This is a genomic window from Streptomyces sp. NBC_00236 (assembly GCF_036195045.1).
Taxonomy (GTDB): Bacteria; Actinomycetota; Actinomycetes; order Streptomycetales; family Streptomycetaceae; genus Streptomyces.
The window spans coordinates 6,676,538-6,694,743 of record NZ_CP108100.1 but is presented as its reverse complement, the minus strand read 5'-3'; the positions used below and the strand labels follow the sequence as shown (position 1 = coordinate 6,694,743).

Annotated in this window: 9 protein-coding genes; 7 read left to right on the top strand and 2 right to left on the bottom strand. The window is 67.8% G+C overall.

The genetic code is table 11. The features are described 5' to 3' along the window. Window positions 1–55: 55 nt before the first annotated feature. Window positions 56–1,288, bottom strand: a complete 1,233-nt coding sequence (locus tag OG446_RS29895) for an ROK family transcriptional regulator (protein WP_328896913.1) — start codon at window positions 1,286–1,288, stop codon at window positions 56–58. Window positions 1,289–1,513: 225 nt separating this feature from the next. Here OG446_RS29895 and OG446_RS29890 point away from each other — a divergent pair, with 225 nt between their 5' ends. The 4 genes from OG446_RS29890 (at window position 1,514) to OG446_RS29875 (ending at window position 10,386) form a co-directional block, all read left to right on the top strand. Next, complete coding sequence (locus OG446_RS29890; protein ID WP_328896912.1) at window positions 1,514–3,640, top strand: FUSC family protein; 2,127 nt, start codon at window positions 1,514–1,516, stop codon at window positions 3,638–3,640. 173 nt (window positions 3,641–3,813) lie between these two features. Next, a complete protein-coding gene (locus OG446_RS29885) occupies window positions 3,814–4,665 on the top strand; it encodes an FG-GAP repeat domain-containing protein (protein ID WP_328896911.1) in 852 nt (283 codons plus the stop codon). A 114-nt stretch (window positions 4,666–4,779) separates the two neighbouring features. After that, a complete protein-coding gene (locus OG446_RS29880) occupies window positions 4,780–5,694 on the top strand; it encodes an FG-GAP repeat domain-containing protein (protein ID WP_328896910.1) in 915 nt (304 codons plus the stop codon). Window positions 5,695–6,405: 711 nt separating this feature from the next. Then, a complete protein-coding gene (locus OG446_RS29875; RefSeq protein WP_328896909.1) occupies window positions 6,406–10,386 on the top strand; it encodes a polymorphic toxin-type HINT domain-containing protein in 3,981 nt (1,326 codons plus the stop codon). A gap of 496 nt (window positions 10,387–10,882) precedes the next feature. Here OG446_RS29875 and acnA read toward each other — a convergent pair whose 3' ends face one another. Continuing rightward, on the bottom strand, window positions 10,883–13,597 hold the full coding sequence (gene acnA, locus OG446_RS29870; RefSeq protein ID WP_328896908.1) for an aconitate hydratase AcnA: 2,715 nt from the start codon (window positions 13,595–13,597) through the stop codon (window positions 10,883–10,885). A 318-nt stretch (window positions 13,598–13,915) separates the two neighbouring features. Here acnA and OG446_RS29865 point away from each other — a divergent pair, with 318 nt between their 5' ends. From OG446_RS29865 to OG446_RS29855, 3 genes are all read left to right on the top strand, one after another. Further along, on the top strand, window positions 13,916–14,668 hold the full coding sequence (locus OG446_RS29865; protein WP_328896907.1) for a TnsA-like heteromeric transposase endonuclease subunit: 753 nt from the start codon (window positions 13,916–13,918) through the stop codon (window positions 14,666–14,668). A gap of 356 nt (window positions 14,669–15,024) precedes the next feature. Continuing rightward, window positions 15,025–16,554 (top strand): Mu transposase C-terminal domain-containing protein, encoded by a 1,530-nt coding sequence (locus OG446_RS29860; RefSeq protein WP_328898455.1) that lies wholly within the window; start codon window positions 15,025–15,027, stop codon window positions 16,552–16,554. Beyond that, window positions 16,551–17,603, top strand: coding sequence for an ATP-binding protein (locus OG446_RS29855; RefSeq protein WP_443050240.1), 1,053 nt, complete (start codon window positions 16,551–16,553; stop codon window positions 17,601–17,603). The genes OG446_RS29860 and OG446_RS29855 overlap by 4 nt, the downstream gene beginning before the upstream one ends. Window positions 17,604–18,206 lie beyond the last annotated feature (603 nt).

Sequence of the window (18,206 nt, the reverse complement as noted above, 5' to 3'; positions counted from 1 at the left end):
GGTCCTGCCCCCGTTCGCCCTGCTGCGGACGGGGGCTGTTCCTTGCCCGGGCCCCTCAGCGCGCCGCGTACGCCGCCGGGTCCGCCAGGACCTCGCGCACGACACGGGCCGCCGCGCCCCGTGCCGCGTCGCCGGAGAGCGAGGAGGCCCGCAGCCCGCCGCCGTCGCTGCGCCACCGCCCCGAGACGACCCGGTCCGCGAGCTGTGCCTGGGCCGCCCCGGCGAGCCACGGCATCAGGTCGCGGTAGACGCCGCCGAGCACGACGGTGTCCAGGTCGAAGAGGTTGACCGCCCCGGCCAGCACCACGCCCATGCGGTCCCCGGCCGCCCGCAGCACCTCCAGCGTATCCGGGTCGTCCGACCTCGCCCGCTTCTCCAGCTCCCCCAGTCCGCGCACCCCCGCGGCCGGGTCGATGCCGGCAGCCCGTAGCAGGGCCGCCTGACCGGCGTACTGCTCAAGACAGCCCCGGGCGCCGCACCCGCACAGCGGCCCGTCCGGGTCGACGACCACGTGCCCGACCTCCCCCGCGAAACCGTGGGCACCCCGCAGCAGTTCGCCCCGGAGCACCAGCGCACCGCCGACGCCGATCTCGCCGGTGAGGTAGAGGAAGCTGCGGGCGTCGCCGAGGCCGCCGAACCACAGCTCGGCCAGCGCCGCCAGGTTGGCCTCGTTGTCGGAGCTGACCGCCAGCGCCCGGCCCGCCGGCCTCAGCGTGCTGAGTGCCTGGCCGAAGATGCCTTCAGCCGCGACGCGGTACCAGCCCAGGTTGGGCGCCTGGCGGACCATGCCGCCGGAGACGAGGCCGGGCAGGGCCAGTTCGACGCCGACGGCGCGCAGCCCCTGCTCGCCGGTCGCGGTGATGACCCGGTTGGTGAGCCGGGCCGCGTGGGCGAGGACCTCGGCCGGCGGGGTGTTCCGGTTGTCGATGTGCTCGGTGACGCGGACCCGGTCGGTCCCGGTGAGCCCGACCGCGCACACCGAGACGTAGTCGATGTTGATCTCGACACCGAGCCCGGCCGGGCCGGTCTCCGACACCTTCAGCACGGTGCCGGGGCGTCCCGCGCTTCCGCTGAACGTCTTGCCGGACTCGGTCAGGTGGCCGAGCGCCAGCAGTTCCTCGACGAGCGAGGAGACCGCCGCCCGGGTCAGCCCGACGCGGGCCGCCACCCGGGCGCGGGTCACCTCGCCCTCCTCCAGGACGGCACGCAGGACCAGGCCGAGGTTGTTGCGGCGCACGGACTCGGCTCCGGCCTTGGTGCCGGGCGAGGGGGGTCGGATCGTCGTCATCAGACCTTCGAGCGTAGGGCCTCGGCGCTCCGCGCCGCACGCGCACCCGCGGACGACCTGCGGGTTTCGTCCGACGCCGCTCCCTGTCCGGCAGGATCACACGCCCGAAACATCACCGCATCCCTCCCGACAAGTCCCCCTGTTACGTTCGGTGTACGCGGCCGCCGTTGCCCGCTCCACCCGCCCCCGGACCCATGGTCCGGCCGGTGAACGAGGAGGCCGACGGTGCACATTCCGGCAGTCCGAGCCGACAGGTCCGGGCCGCGGCGCCCCGCGCCGGCCTGGCTCACCCACGTCCTGCGCCTGCGCCGGGCCCCCGTGCCCCGCACGGCGATGGTGCGCGGCGCGCTCGGCGCGGGCCCCCTCCTCGGCGCGGGGATCGCCCTCGGCCAGCCGGGGCCGGGTGTCCTCGCCGCGCTCGGGGCGATGCTCGCCGGGGTCAACGACCGCCCGGGCACCCGCCGCAAGGGGCTCGTCCACATAGGGCTGCCGGCCGCGGCCGGGTCGCTGGGGCTGCTCGTCGGCGCACTGGTCGCGGACACGACGGGGCGGTGGGCGGCGGTCCCCGTGCTCTTCCTGGTGGGCTGGGCCTCCGGGGCGCTGAGCGCCAGGGGCGCCGTGTGGTCGGCGGCCGCCCTCCAGATGCTGGTCGCCACGACGATCGGCATGGGGATGCCGCTGGCCGGTCCCGCGTGGCTGAAGGCGCTGTGCTTCCTCTCCGGCGCGGGCTGGCTCGTCCTCCTCCGGCTGCTGCCGCGCGCCCCGCGATCGCCGGGCGCGACGCGGTGGAGCGGTGAACGCGAGGCCGTCGCCGCCGTGTTCGACGCGCTCGCGGACGCGCTGGGCGCGCTCGGCGGACCGGGTGCGGCTTCCGCCCGGCGCACCCTGGTCGCCGCACAGCAGCAGGCCGACGAGGCGTTGCGGCTGATGCGGCTGCTGCCGTGGCCCCGCCGGTCCGGGGGAACGGAGCACGCCCTCGTCGAACGCCACGGCTCGGGGGTCGCGCTCTGCGAGGCGAGCATCGCGCTGCTGTGGGAGGGCCGTCCCGTCCCGGACGCGGTGGCCGAGGGCCCCCGGCGACTCGCCGCGGCAGTCCGTTCCGGCGGACCTGCGGGTACGCTGCCGGGCCCGCCGCCGGACACCGTCGAACGGCTCGCCTTCGACCGGGCGGTGCTGGAGGCCGCGGTGGTCTTCGACCGGACGACGGCCGGCGCGCACGCCCGGCAAGACCCGGAACACCCCGGCACGACAGCCGGCACCCACACCCCGCAAGGCCCGGAACACCCCGGCACGACGGGCCTCCGATCCGGGCTCCGCCCGGGTCTGTTCACCTCCGCCGGACGTGAGTACGGGCTGCGGGTGGCGCTCTGCGTCTCGGTCACGGCGGCTGTCGCGCTGCTGCTGCACGAGGACCACTGGTACTGGTTGCCCGCCACCGCCGCGTTCCTGGTGAAGCCCGACATGGGGCCGCTGTTCTCCCGGGTGGTGAACCGGTTCGCCGGGACCGTCGCCGGAGTCCTCGCCTTCGTCGCCCTCATGGCCGCGCTCGGCGGCCTCGGTGCGCCGGTGGTCGTGGCGGCGGTCGTCGTGGCCGGGGCCCTGGTGCCCCTGTCCACCCGCCACTTCGCGTTCCAGACCGCGGTGATCACCGTGCTCGTGCTGTCGTTCGTGCACACCGCGGGCGACACCGAGGCGGCCGCGTCCCGGCTGCTGGAAACGTTCCTGGCCTGCGCGATCGTGCTGCTCGTCGGCCATCTGCCGCTGGTGGCCGACCCCCGGGTACGGGTCGGCCACCGGTTCGCCGTCACGCTGCGCTGCACGGAGCGGTATCTGCGCCACGTCCTGGACACTCCGGACCCGGCAGGGGACGGCGGGCCCAGGGGCCTCGCCCGGGACGGACGGCAGCCGGGCGACGCCGGGGACCGGCAGCGGGACGACGCGCGGGGGCTGGCGCTGCGCGGCGCCGCGTACCGGGCGCTGGCCGAGGCACGGGCCGCCGCGGAGACCGTCGCGGCCGAGCTGCCGGGCCCGTTCGGCGAGCGGCGCCACGACTGGTCTGCGGTGACGGTGGCCGCCGAACTGGTCGTCGACGCGGCGACCGCGTGCGCGCTGCGGGTCGAGAACGGGGTGCCCAGGCCCTCGTCCGGCGAGGCGGAGCGGGTGACGACGGCGCTGTCCGTGCTGGCGGACGCCCTGGAGGACGGCCACCGCACCGCCCGGCCGGCGCCGGGCCCGGGTCCGCGGGACTGCCGGTCGCTGCGGGATGTGATGACGCAGTTGCACGGTATTCACCGGCTGACCACAGAGGGGTTCGCCGAACCCGCGGCCGCCGGATCCTCGGCCCATCGCTGACCTGGGGGTCCTGCGCAACGCCCGGCCGGACGGGCGGAGATGTCGCTTTGACGCCTTTCCGTCAAACCCTTGGAGCCGTGAGGGACTCGTGAAAGGATCACCCTCAATTCCGTGGCGTGTCCCCGTATCCCGCGGCGCGTCACGCCTCGACCCACCACCCATGGAGAACACACGTGGCCAAGATCTCCGGCCGTCTGCCCGGGCGGGCAGCCACCCGCGTCGCCGCCGCCGCGATAACCGCGGCCCTCGTCGGCACCGGCACCTCCGCCTTCGCGGCGGACATGGGCGACGCGCCCCTGTACGGCATCACGGGCGTGGACAGCACGGGCGCCTCGTACTACTACGCGCCGAACGGCGAGGGCGGCCTGCAGGCCCGGGTCCCGTTCGACACGGGCTGGAAGGACACCAAGTTCCTCGGCCACGTGGACAGCAACGCGGACAGCCTCCCCGACGGCCGCTGGCAGACCAACGCGGCGGGCGTGCTCAACTACGCCGCCAACGACAACTCCGACCTCAAGAACGTCGGTCACGGCTGGGGCATCTACAACAAGCTCGTCTCCGCGGGCAACCTCGGCGGCGGCGAAGCCGGTGACCTCCTCGGCCGCGACTCCGCCGGATACCTGTACCTGTACCTGGGCTACGGCGACGGCACCGTCACCAAGCGGTACAAGGTCGGCGGCGGCTGGAACGCGTACACGCAGCTCGCGGGCAACGGCGACCTGACCGGCGACGGCAAGAACGACATCGTCGCCGTCGACAAGTCCGGCGTCCTGTGGCTCTACAAGGGCACCGGCGACTACAAGTCCCCGTTCACCGCCCGCACCAAGGTGGGCGGTGGCTGGAACACGTACAACACCGTCTTCGCCCCCGGCGACATCGACCTGGACGGCACGACCGACCTCATCGGCCGGGACGCCAAGGGCGCGCTGTACCTCTACAAGGGCACGGGCAACGCCGCGGCGCCGTACGGGTACCGCACGCAGATCGGTACCGGTGGCTGGAACACCTACCGTCTTGTCTTCTGACGAAAAAGTGAAGGTTTCGCAACCGAAGTCATGACAGGATTCGGATGAAACCCGTGGCCTGTCCTCCCCTTGGGGCGGACAGGCCACCCTTCATCTCGATCCATGGAGTACTTCGTGGCCAAAACCTCTGGCCGTAAGCACAGACGCATAGCCGCCCGCGTGGCAGCTGCGGCGATCACCGCCGCCCTCGTCGGCACCGGCACCTCCGCCGTCGCCGCCGACTCCCCGAGCCCGGTGGCTCCGAGCTCGGCCAACGCCGCTCAGCAGCCCGCCGCGGCAGCAGCCGCCGCCACCGCCACCGTGTCGTCCGCCCTGTACGGGATCGACAAGGCGGGCAACTCGTACGGCTATATGCAGGACCAGAAGGGCGGCTTCCTCGCCCGCGATTCGAACAGCGATGACGACTGGTCTGACATCAAGGAACTGGGGCAGGTCAACAACGCCTCGGACACCCAGACCGACGGCCTGTGGGCACGGGACACCTCCGGCTCGCTCCTGTACCTCCCCTGGAACTCCGTGGGATTCCGGGTCGGCGGCGGCTGGAACATCTACAACAAGATGGTCTCCGCGGGCAACTTCGGCGGCGCCGGGGCCGGCGACCTGCTGGCCCGCGACGGCTCGGGCGTGCTCTACCTCTACCTGGGTACGGGCAACGGCAAGCTGACGACCCGCTACAAGGTCGGCAGCGGCTGGAACGCGTACACGCAGCTCGCCGGCAACGGCGACCTGAGCGGCGACGGCAAGCACGACCTCGTCGCCCAGGACAAGTCCGGCGTCCTGTGGCTCTACAAGGGCACCGGCAACTACAAGGCCCCGTTCGCCGCGCGCACCAAGATCGGCGGTGGCTGGGGCGCGTACAACTTCCTCATCTCCACGGGTGACCTCGACTACGACGGCAAGGCCGACCTGCTTGCCCGTGGTAAGGACGGCATCCTGTGGCGCTACTCCGGCACCGGTAACGCGTCTTCGCCGTACAAGGCGCGCGTGAAGATCGGTGGCGGCTGGAGCACCTACCGGCTGCTCTACTGAGCTCGTTCAGGATTTTCTGACGCTTGAAGAGAGGGCCGCACCCCCACGAGGGGGTGCGGCCCTTCCTCATGTCCAGGAAGTCCCCCCTGGATGCCGGCCCAGCTGCGCCATCTCGCAGCGGCAGACCACCAGACATTCACCAGCACATCACATTTCTCTTGGACCAGAAACGCATTGAAAGCACCCCAAGCCTCCCATTGGAGTCCACTCGAAGAACGCGGGCAGCAAACCATTTCATTACGGCACAGCACTCCCAGAGGATGTCAAACCAGATTGGCATCATCCCCTCCCAAAAGAACCAATCGGACGGCCATTGACCACTCTTCGGGCCCCAAGTAGGATTCAGCGAACTCTTTTCTTGTTCATTACATGCCAGTGGAGTCCACTAGATACGCAGGCTCCACATCCGGAAGGGCTTCTGTCATTTTTACAACAAAGGCCATCGGACTCAAAAGGAGCGGCGGATATATCCTGCTGCCCGAATGCAACCCGGCGCACGCGGCCCCTCCCCCGAGGCTGCAGCCCTCCTTCAGCCCAACCCTCACCGACTGACCATGCATCGCCGCAGCGTTTCACATCAACCTATCGACTCCCGGGAAATCCCCTCATTCGCACCCACCGGACAGCCGAAATCAAAATTCCTGCACCCACCAATCGTCAGGTGATGAGATGAAGCAACCCCTACAAAGACATGCAATCTTTAAGATTGTCATGATCAAGACACAACGCGCCATTCGCATCGTTGGCCTTAGCCTCCTACCCCTTATGCTCGTTTCCGGACTGCTCGGCACCTCACCTGCCGCAGCCAAGGAATCCACACTTGATCCGCACACGGAACTCGCCTCGGCGGAGCCGAACGACCGTGGACGCGTCCTCAATTTCTGGAAAATAGGCGGTCCTGGCGTAAAAGCAGCCGCAGAGGTAGCACTGTCCGGCGATGATGCAGATGTTCAGAACTTTCTCGCCGAGTTGTCGAACAACGCGCATCAAGACAACCGGGTCTACGCCGCCCAAATTGCAAGTGTCGGTGGTCAGAACACCATCGAAGCAGCCCGAAAAGCGCTGAGTGGGACACCGGGAGATCTCAAGCTGTTCCTGGATTTCGGCTGGAAGGACCCACTCGAGCAGGACGAGCGAGTGCGTACTGCTCAGATAATCAACGAGGGCGGGCCCGGTGTACAGGAAGCTGGTCGGGCCGCCCTCAACGGCACAGCCGACGACGTAAGAAAGTTCTTGACCGACGGGCAGTACGCACAGCGCGATCAAGATCAGCGAGTACAGGTCGCTCAGATCCTGAGCACGGGCGGGCCCGCTGTCCAAGCAGCGGGCCGACTCGCCCTGAGTGGTTCCGCTGATGAGATTCGGGAATTCCTTGAAGTCGGCCAGCACGTAGCCCGAGCACGCGATCAGGAGCACCTGACTGTTTCCCAGTTGGCTGAAATGGCCCGAGAGGCAGGTCGCCAGGCTGCGGCCGAAACCGTAGCGGCCACGGACGCCGCGGCACGTGCAGTCGAGTCATCGAAACTGGCCAAGGCGGCAGCGATTCAAGCAGCCGCCGAGGCCGCCATGGCCGGGAGCGACGCCAACAAGGCTGCGAGCGCAGCCGCACGCGCGGCTACAACCGCCAGCCAAGCAGCCGCCGCCGCGCAGCAGGCGATTTCCTCCGCGCAAGCAGCGAACAGCTCTGCGCGCATCGCTGCCAATGCGGCGTCGCAGGCAGCCTCAGCGGCCGCCGGCGCAGCCCAGGCGTCTGCACGCGCACGTGGTGCCGCTGCCGCCGCTGCTACCGACGCCACCAAGGCCGCGGCAGCTCGAAAGTCCGCGGAGGAAGCCAATGCCGCTGCGAAGAGCGCGGAAGTGGGCGCTGAGGCAGCCGACCAAGCCACGATCGCTGCCACAGCTGCCGGTGACGCTGCCCAGGCTGCTGCCGGCGCCGGGGCCAACGCGATGGCTGCGGCCAACGCGGCAACGGAGGCGAGCAGTTACGCGAATCAGAGCGACAGCCGAGCCATTGCGGCCCGAGCAGCTGCAGCAGCAGCGCGTCGTCACGCGCAGGAAGCGAGCCGCGCGGCCAACGCAGCTGTGACACTGGCCCGCAAATCTGCCGTCGCTGCCGGCCAGGCAAGGGATGCAGCCAGATCCGCAGCAAAGCACGCTCGCGCTTCGGCAACGGCAGCCAATGAAGCGGCGGACCACGCGGGCGACGCTGCCACCGCGGCAACGGAGTCCACCGCACATGCCACAGCGGCCCAGGTGGCTGCTGATGCCGCACTTGCGGCAGTCGAAGAAGCGAAGTCCGTGACCGCTCTGGCGCGCGAAGTCGAGGCTGCTGAGCTCCTCTCACGAACGAACGCCGGTATCGAGCGGGCCAAGGACCTCAAGGAAGAGGACGAGGCCCGCGAGGTTGCTCGCGCCGCAAGTATTCAGCGGGGCAAGGATCGTGTGGCCGAGGCACAGCGCCTGGCCACAGAAGCGGCCGAGCCTGACGCCGACCCCACCGTAGTGGTGAGGGGTGGTCGCAAGCTGGCTGTTCTGGTGATGCAGGACGGCGGCCCGTGGAGCCGGGCAGCGGCGGAAGCAGCCGTGGCCGGAACGGATCAGGACGTTACGGAATACGTTCGCACAGGCTGGAAGGAAGCAGCCGAGGCGGACGACCGGTCCCAGGTCGAGCGCCTGTCCGTGGACAGCCCGCTCACATCAGTGAGTGACGCTGCGGAGGAGGCGCTCAAGGGCGACGCCACTACAATCTCCGCCTTCCTCGCCTCTGGTCAGTACGAAGCCGGCAGAGAAGACTTCCGTGTCAGCATCGCGCAAGTGGCTTCAGTCGGGGGACCCGTACTCAAGGAGGCCGGGCAGACCGCGCTCAGTGCAGGGACTCTCCAGGCGTACCGCGACTTCTTGGGTAGTGGGCAAACAGTCGCCCGTCAGCAGGACGAGCGCGTTCGAGCCGCCCAGCTCATTTCCAGTGGCGGGTCCGAACTGAAGGCGGCTGCCCGCATCGCATTGGAAGGGCCGGCGGAACTTCTGCACAACTTCGTCGAATCCGGCCAGTACATGGCTGCTCGCAAGGACCTCTTGAGCGCCACACACGTAGCTCAGATTCAGGGGTTGATCTTCGGAGCGACCAGCGTGGCAGCGACCGCCCAGGCGGACGCTTCCGAGGCAAATCGGGTCGCGGCACTGGCGCGCAAGGCGGCGCAGGATGCCCAGAAGTACAAAGACGCAGCCGACGCTTCGTCAAAACTTGCTGACTATTACGACGATCAGGCCAGTAAGTCGGCAGCGGATGCGACCGCCTCGGCTGCTCAAGCCGCCGAGTCTGCGAGCATCGCCCGAGGTGCCGCAGCCTCCGCGCAGCAAGCTGCGACAAAGGCTGCGGTCTCGGCTGCCGATGCGACGGTCTCCTCGGAGCTGGCACACGTTTCGGCAGCCAGTGCATGGACCGAAGCCAAAAACGCACGTACCTCTGCGATCGCCGCTGGAAAAGACGCCGAAGCCGCCCGCACAGCCGGCACGGAGGCATTGCAGGCCGCTATCGCAAAGATAAAGGAGGAGGCAAGAGCCGAACGCGCGAAACTCCGCCAGGACACACCGGCCGAGCGCATGCGCAAGTGCGGAATTCTGGGATGTCCGCCAGAGAATGACCCGTTCTACTGCGACAAGAAGCCCCCGACCGACGTGTTCTGCACCACGCTTGCACTGTCGAAAAAGCTCGAACCTACCATCACAGCCTTGTTTGAGCTCGGCAAGGCAATTTCCGGTCTCAATGACCTGGAAGATTGCATCAACCACGATCTGTGGGCTTGTGCCGAGCTGATGAAGGATGTGACCATCAGCTCCAAACTTCGCTTGTTGAAGGTTTCGTACGAAACCATCCGAGCCCTTACCGCAGTGTGCGAGACATGCTTCCCGGCAGGTACGAAGGTCCTCATGGGGAACGGCAAGCTGCGAAATATCGAGGACGTCAAGCTCGGAGACAGGGTCATGGCGGCCGACCCTCTCAGCGGAAGAAAGGGCCCGCGGCATGTCACCCGCCTCGTAGTCACCGAACACGACAAGCTTTTCAACACGCTGACGATGGGCGCGGGGAGGGGTACGGAAAAGGTCACAGCAACCTACGAGCACCCCTTCTGGAATTCTTCCGCGGGAAAGTGGACCCGGGCAGCCGATCTCAAGCCCGGCACCGCCTTGCTGAGTGCCGACGGATCCCGCGTCACAGTGCGGAAGAATGTTTCGTCCGCGAGGTATGCACGCACCTATAACCTCACGGTCAACGATCTGCACACCTATTACGTCATGGCCGACCAGACGTCGATCTTGGTCCATAATTCTGGATGCTCCCATATAGCACTGGGGCGGACCGAGACGTCGACCAATCCATACGAATTGGAAGAATTCGCAATGGATCATGGCGCAGAAATGTACAAGCACTGGCCGGATAATAAGCAATGGTATAATCACGTAAAGGAGTTCCTCAAGCCAGAAAGCACCACTCGCATATCGTTCAACCTCAACGGGATCGGTTCCAAAAACGCCCGAGCGGCGGCAGCCCGAGGGGAAAGTGTCGATCCGGCAAGAGATTTCGAGGGCCTTACTGACTGGGAGCTCTACCAAATCAGCCAGTCGCCCGGCGCCTGGAACAGAATAACCTGGTACGAGGGAGGTATTAAGGTTGACAACCCCTTTGAGTAACAGCAGCCAGTCGTCGGTTCACTTCAAGTCCGAGCACACCTTCAGGGTCTGGCGGTACGGTGTGGGACATTCACAGCTGCTGCTCCGCGCCGTCGGAGACGACGATACGGATTTTCATGGAATCGACCTCCTTTTCGAAGGTGTTGATTTCATGCAGCTTGCCACCAGGTACGAAGGCCTTGAGGTACATGCGGCTGACGTTGGCGAATCCCAGAAGATCTATAGGGCATCCGGACTGGATCCAAAATGGCGGCCGCATCGCCTCGTGGTGGCTCTCAGGTCAGCGAGCGTCGAGGGATATGTCCAGTGTCAGCGAGTAACCGCGGTGCGGGGAATCGAGGATGCTTTCTCCTCGGAAGATCTGTCACAACACCGAGACGTCATGTGGAGCATGCGTTGCCCGCGATGAGGGCTGTCTCCCGGACCGACTGACATGAGAGAGGGCCGCACCCCCGTCGCCGGGGGTGCGGCCCTCTCGCCGTACTGCCGCTGATGCCTACTTGCGGATCAGGCTGCGGAGCACGTACTGCAGGATGCCGCCGTTGCGGTAGTAGTCCGCCTCGCCGGGGGTGTCGATGCGGACGACGCCGTCGAACTCCACACCGGTGTCGGTGGTGACCTTGACGGTGCGCGGGGTGGTGCCGTCGTTCAGCTCGGTCACGCCGGTGAAGGAGAAGGTCTCCTCGCCGGTGAGGCCGAGGGTCTCGGCGGTGTGGCCCTCCGGGAACTGGAGCGGGAGGACGCCCATGCCGATGAGGTTCGAGCGGTGGATGCGCTCGTAGGACTCGGCGATGACGGCCTTGACGCCCAGGAGCGCGGTGCCCTTGGCCGCCCAGTCGCGGGACGAACCGGAGCCGTACTCCTTGCCCGCCAGGATGACCAGCGGGGTGCCGGCGGCCTGGTAGTTCTGCGAGGCGTCGTAGATGAACGACACGGGGGCATCGGCCTGCGTGAAGTCGCGGGTGAAGCCGCCCTCGGTGCCCGGCGCGATCTGGTTGCGCAGGCGGATGTTGGCGAACGTGCCGCGGATCATGACCTCGTGGTTACCACGGCGCGAGCCGTAGGAGTTGAAGTCACGGCGCTCGATGCCGTGCTCCGTGAGGTACTTGCCGGCCGGGGTGTCGGCCTTGATCGCACCGGCCGGGGAGATGTGGTCGGTGGTGACCGAGTCGCCCAGCTTGGCGAGGACGCGGGCGCCGGTGATGTCCTCGACCGGGGTCGTCTCCATCGTCATGCCCTCGAAGTACGGGGGCTTCCGGACGTAGGTGGACTCGGAGTCCCACTCGAAGGTGTTGCCGGTGGGGATCGAGAGCGCCTGCCACTGGGCGTCGCCCGCGAAGACGTCCTGGTAGGACTTGTTGAACATGTCCTCGCCGATGGAGTTGGCGACGACGTCGTTCACCTCGGCCTCGGACGGCCAGATGTCGGCGAGGAAGACGGGCTTGCCGTCCTGGTCGACGCCGAGCGCGTCCTTGGTGATGTCGACCTTCATCGAACCGGCGATGGCGTACGCGACGACCAGCGGCGGCGACGCCAGGTAGTTCATCTTGACGTCGGGGTTGATCCGGCCCTCGAAGTTACGGTTGCCGGAGAGCACCGAGGTGACGGCCAGGTCGTGGTCGTTGACCGCCTTGGAGACCTCTTCCGGCAGCGGGCCGGAGTTGCCGATGCAGGTGGTGCAGCCGTAGCCGACGAGGTTGAAGCCGACCTTGTCGAGGTACGGGGTCAGACCCGCCTTGTCGAAGTAGTCGGTGACGACCTTCGAGCCCGGGGCGAGGGTGGTCTTGACCCACGGCTTGCGGGTCAGGCCCTTCTCGACGGCCTTCTTCGCCACGAGCGCCGCGGCGACCATGACGTAGGGGTTCGAGGTGTTGGTGCAGGAGGTGATCGCGGCGACGGTGACGGCGCCGTGGTCCAGCTCGTACGTGGTGCCGTCGGGGGCGGTCACGGTGACCGGGTTCGACGGGACGCCGTTGGTGGCGGCCGGCGAGTCGGAGGCAGGGAAGGACTCCTTGCCCGCCTCCTCGTCGTCCGAGACGTAGTTGCGCACGTCCTGGGCGAACTGCGCCTTGGCGTTCGCGAGGACGATGCGGTCCTGCGGGCGCTTCGGGCCGGCGATGGAGGGGACGACCGTGGAGAGGTCGAGCTCCAGCTTCTCGGAGAAGTCGGGCTCGGCGGCCGGGTCGAGCCAGAGGCCCTGCTCCTTGGCGTACGCCTCGACGAGCGCGACCTGCTGGGCGTCGCGGCCGGTCAGACGCAGGTACTTCAGCGTCTCGTCGTCGATCGGGAAGATCGCGGCGGTGGAGCCGAACTCCGGCGACATGTTGCCGATGGTGGCGCGGTTCGCGAGGGAGGTGGCGGCGACGCCCTCACCGTAGAACTCGACGAACTTGCCGACGACGCCGTGCTTGCGGAGCATCTCGGTGATGGTCAGCACGAGGTCGGTGGCGGTGGTGCCGGCCGGGAGCTCGCCGGTCAGCTTGAAGCCGACGACGCGCGGGATGAGCATGGAGACCGGCTGTCCGAGCATCGCGGCCTCGGCCTCGATGCCGCCGACGCCCCAGCCCAGCACGCCCAGGCCGTTGACCATGGTGGTGTGCGAGTCGGTGCCGACGAGGGTGTCGGGGTACGCCTGGCCGTTGCGGACCATGACCGTGCGGGCCAGGTGCTCGATGTTGACCTGGTGGACGATGCCCGTGCCCGGGGGGACGACCTTGAACTCGTCGAAGGCGGTCTGGCCCCAGCGCAGGAACTGGTAGCGCTCCTTGTTGCGGCCGTACTCCAGCTCGACGTTCTGCGCGAACGCGTCGTTCGTGCCGAACTTGTCGGCGATCACGGAGTGGTCGATGACCAGCTCGGCCGGAGCGAGGGGATTGATCTTCGTCGCGTCACCGCCGAGCTCCTTGACGGCCTCACGCATGGTGGCGAGGTCCACGACACAGGGCACACCGGTGAAGTCCTGCATGATCACGCGAGCCGGCGTGAACTGGATCTCCTGGCTGGGCTGGGCCTGGGAGTCCCAGCCGCCGAGCGCCCGGATGTGGTCGGCGGTGATGTTCGCGCCGTCCTCCGTGCGGAGCAGGTTCTCCAGCAGCACCTTCAGGCTGTAAGGGAGGCGCGCGGAGCCCTCGACCTTGTCCAGCTTGAAGATCTCGTACGACTCGTCGCCCACGCGCAGCGTGCTGCGGGCGTCGAAGCTGTTCGCCGACACGACAGTCTCCTTCATCAATGTGCGCGTAACTCCGCGCCGCGCCTCACTTCGGCGGGCGCCGCGTGGTGCCGCCTTCGGCGAGCCGGACATCCGCTAAGGTAAGGCTTAGTTAGGTAACCCTTACCGCACGGTGGCCCGCTGTGCGCCTTCGGCATATATCTCGATGTCGAGATAACTCTAGTACATGACCGGGGAAGGGTCATGTCAGGGCGTGCTTGACCGCTGTCATCCAATCGAGGCGTTTGACAGCGAACCCAGTCGTTTCGACTTTCTTGCCAGCGAACCTAGTCGTACGAGGTGACGCGCTGGGGGTGCTGGGTGGCCGTACCGGTCGAGGTGGATCTTGCAGAGCCGTACGTCGAGCTGTCGTACGTAGATGCTGTACGCGAGCGTCGGCGGCGTCCACTGCTGGACTGTGTGACGGCCCGGTTCGAGGACGTGGCTGCCGTACGACCGTTTCGCTGGTCGCGTGGTGAGCGTCACTTCTCCGGCTGGTACTGGGCGGCAACGGTCGGGCAGCACGTCGGTTTCGAGTCTTGGCTGGAGCGGGACCGGCTTTTGCTGATGGACTTCGATCCCGAGGTGGCAGGGATCGCCTCGCAGCCGTTCTGGCTGCACTGGCACGACGGCAAACGGGAGCGTCGGCATGCTCCGGACTACTTCGTACGCCGCAGGGACGGCTCGGCAGTGGTCGTCGACGTCCGCGCCGATGAACGGATCGAGCCGAAGGACGTAGAGGCGTTCGACGTCACCCGCCTGGCCTGCGTCCAGGCGGGGTGGAGCTTCGAGCGGGTCGGGGTGCCGGAGGCGGTGCTACTGGCAAATGTCCGGTGGCTGTCGCGCTATCGGCACCCGCGGTGCCTGCGCGGACCAGTCGTGGACCGGCTCCGGGAGGGTTTCGCGTTCCCGGCCCCGCTGATGGTCGGCGCCGATGCCGCCGGCGATCGGTTGGAGACGCTCCCTGTCTTGTTCCATCTCCTCTGGCTCCAGGAGATGACCGCCGAGGGACTGGCGATCGAGTTGCTGGGGCCGTCCACCATCGTGCGCCTGGCGGATGAAGGTGACCTGTGACGGGTAAAGGGCGGCGGGTGCCTCCGACGGGCAGGATCGCGGAGTTCCCGGAGACCGCGGCTGAACAGGCCCGCTGGTGGGAGAGGCACATTCTGGAGGTTTTGGACGGCTTACCGTCGGATGCTCCTGTGGGGACGGCGCCGCGGCCAGAGTTCGATCCGGCACGGAACTCGCTGGCTCAGCGTGAGCGGGCCAAGGCTGCCGAGCTGACCGCGGCCGGGCACGCGATGACGGCCAGCGGCGTCAAGCAGCGGCGCCAGCGCTACCAGCGCGACGGGCTGGTAGGACTGGCCGATGGCCGGTCGGCCAAACAGATGCCGTCGTTCGGCCGGGTCAACCCGGCGGTGGTCGAGGCGATGCGAGAGGCGATCGAGGAAACCGCCGAGGCGTCGTCCAAGACGATCGGCTTCGTGGTCTGGCGGGCGACACAGATCCTGAACGCACGCGACGACGCGGAAGGTGTCGAGGTGCCGTCCGAGCGCACGCTCTACCGGCTGTTCGACAGGCTGGCGGCCGGCACCCACGCCACAGGCTCGGCGACCACGCGCCGTTCGGTGAACGCGCGTCCGACCGGTCCGTTCGGGGAGGTGCCCGCCTGCGCGCCAGGGGAATGGATACAGATCGACTCCACTCCGCTGGATGTCCTGGTGCGGCTGGACAACGGGATTGCCGAGAAGGTCGAGTTGACGGCCATGATCGACCTGGCGACCAGGTCACTGGCCGCTGTGGTGCTGCGACCGACGACGAAGGCGGCCGACGCTTCTGCTCTCCTGGCCCGGAGCGTCACCCCAGAGGCGATGCGTCCTGGCTGGTCGGAGGCCCTTCGGATGTCGAGGTCGGCGATGCCGCACCGGCGGCTGCTGGCTTTGGACGAGCGGCTGGAGCACGCAGCTGCGAAGCCTGTGATCGTGCCGGACACGATCGTCTGCGACCACGGGAAGGCCTTCATCTCGAACAACTTCCGTGCCTCTTGCCGCTACCTGGGCATCAGTCTTCAGCCGACTCACAAGGCGTCCCCCTTCGAGAAGGGCGCGATCGAGAAGACGCTGGGGTCGGTGGCGACGCTGTTCGCGCAGTTCGTCGCGGGCTACACCGGCCGGTCGGTGGACCGTCGGGGCCGGGGGCTGGAGAACGGGCCGCTGTGGTCCTTGTCCGAGCTGCAGAGTTTGTTGGAGGAGTGGACCGTCGCCGTCTGGCAGAACCGTCCGCACGATGCACTGCGGGACCCGGACTCCCCGAAGCGGGCGTTCTCGCCAAACGAGAAGTACGCGACGCTGCTGGAGTCGTGCGGCTACGTTCCGGCTCCGCTCAGCGGCGAGGACTACATCGAGTTGCTGCCCGAACGGTGGCAGGCGATCAACGCCTACGGCATCCGGATCAACCACCGCACATATGACGCCCGCGAGTTGACTCCCTTGCGCCGTCAGCACTCCGGGGTGGCGGCGAAGAAGGGGTTATGGGAGATCCACTACGACCTCTACGACGTCTCCCGCATCTGGGTACGGGACCGCCGCGACGAGTCCAACCGGTGGATCACGGTGTTCTGGAAGCACCTGCACCGCGTCGGCGTCCCGTTCGGCGAGATGGCCTGGGACCACGCCCGTGAACAGGTGCCCGGCGGGAGTGAGGAACAGATCGCCGATGCCGCCGCTGCCCTTCTGCAGCGAGCCCACGACGGCCCCGCAGAGGAGAACGGCCGTCCGGCCAGGGCTTCCCGGCGAGACCGCCGCGTCGCTGCCCGCACCCGGGCCACCACGACCGACCGGTCGAATCCTGACCCGCCGGTCACCGGGGCGCCGCCAGAGGACGATGCGGACTTTGGCCTGGCCAAGGTCGTCCCGCTGGGCTTGTTCGACCCGCTCGCCAATCCCTGGAGGCGTTCGTGACCACCCCTGAACTAGCGGCCCGACACACCGCGTTGCTGGAGGTCGATGCCGATGCCAACCGGCAGCTCACCACATTGGACGGATGGCGGAGGTTCATCGACAGCTCCCCCGCGCCCCCGGTCCTCTTGTCTCCCCGCGACCTGGAACAGCTCTCTCCCACCGCCCGGGACCTTTACGACGACGATCGACTCGGCCATCACGCCCGCATGCTCACGGTCGCCACCTCGTTCGTCGAGAAGACGGTGATCTGCGGCCGCAGGCTGGTCCTGCTCAACCGGCACGCGATCAGCGCCCGCCGCGGCCTGATGGTCTCCGGGCTTCCCGGAACGGGCAAGACCAGCGCCATCACCCAGCTCGGACGGTCCCACGAACTCCTCGACCGGGCCCGGCACCCGAACATCGCCGACCGCATCCCGGTTCTCTACATCACCGTCCCGCCCGCGGCCACCGCCCGCATGGTCGCCGCTGAGTTCGCCCGCTTCCTCGGCCTTCCCGTCCGAGGCCGCTCGAACATGACGGACATCATCGAGGCAGTGGTCGGCGTCTGCACCGACACTCGCACCGGCCTCGTGCTCGTCGACGAGATCCACAATGTCTCGCAGGTCACGCGGGCCGGCGGCGAGGTCTCCGACACCCTGAAGTACTTCTCGGAGCGCATCCCCGCAACGTTCGTTTACGCCGGTATCGGCCTGGAGACCAGTGAACTCCTGGCCGGCACGCGGGGCGCCCAGATCGCGGGCCGGTTCACCCTCGTTCCCACCCGCCCGTTTCCTTACGGAGACGAATGGAAGAGGCTGGTCGCGACCTTGGAAGAGACCTTGCTCCTGCACGAACACCCGCCGGGAAGCCTGGTCAAGCTGGACCGTTACCTCCACAACCGGGCCGACGGCATGATCGGAGCGTTGTCTCACGCGATCCGCGGCGCCGCGATCGACGCAATCCTCAATGGCACCGAGCGTGTGACCAGAGAAGCGATCGACGCGATCCCCCTGGACCACGCCGCGGAGACCGCGACGACGTCCCCGTCCAAGAAGACGGCCCGAAAGTGACCCGCGTGCCAACGGACCGACCTGCCCCGCTGCCCATCCAGGTTCCGCCGCGGCTCGGAGAGACAACCGACTCCTTTATCCGACGCCTGGCTCGCGCCAACCACCTCAAGCCCAGCTACCTGCACCGTTTCCTCTGCGGCCCACCGTTCTGGTTCGGCAAACCCAGTCTCTCCCGCCTCGCAGCAGTCTCCGGCCGCCCCAGACGCTCACTCGAACGAGCCCTGGCCGACGTCGCATCGCCACGCCGACGCACTAAGCCGAACGTCCGCTACCCCAGCAACGTCCCCTTGGCCGACCGCCCGGACCTGGCCCTCCGCATCCACGAGACTGCCCAGTCCGGGACCGCGACCATCCGCGACCTGTCCAGACGCCACCAACTGCCCTCCCAGACCATCCGCACCATCCTGGAAATGCCAGCTCCGAGCCCCTACAGGTCCAGGAAAGGTCCCAAGACGGGGCAGCCAGTCAGACGGCCCGCCCCCGCGATCAACGACTCAACACGAACCCTGATTGACGCCATGCTCGCCCAGCGCCTCGATCTCCGAGAGATCTGGAACCGGCTGATGGACGACCACGACGTCTCCGTGTCCTACTCCTCCATCA

Excerpts from the sequence above, each read along its gene's own strand:
- OG446_RS29875 (WP_328896909.1), top strand. The coding sequence starts at position 6,406 with ATGATCAAGACACAACGCGCCATTCGCATCGTTGGCCTTAGCCTCCTA.
- OG446_RS29895 (WP_328896913.1), bottom strand. The coding sequence starts at position 1,288 with ATGACGACGATCCGACCCCCCTCGCCCGGCACCAAGGCCGGAGCCGAG.
- OG446_RS29860 (WP_328898455.1), top strand. The coding sequence starts at position 15,025 with ATGCGAGAGGCGATCGAGGAAACCGCCGAGGCGTCGTCCAAGACGATC.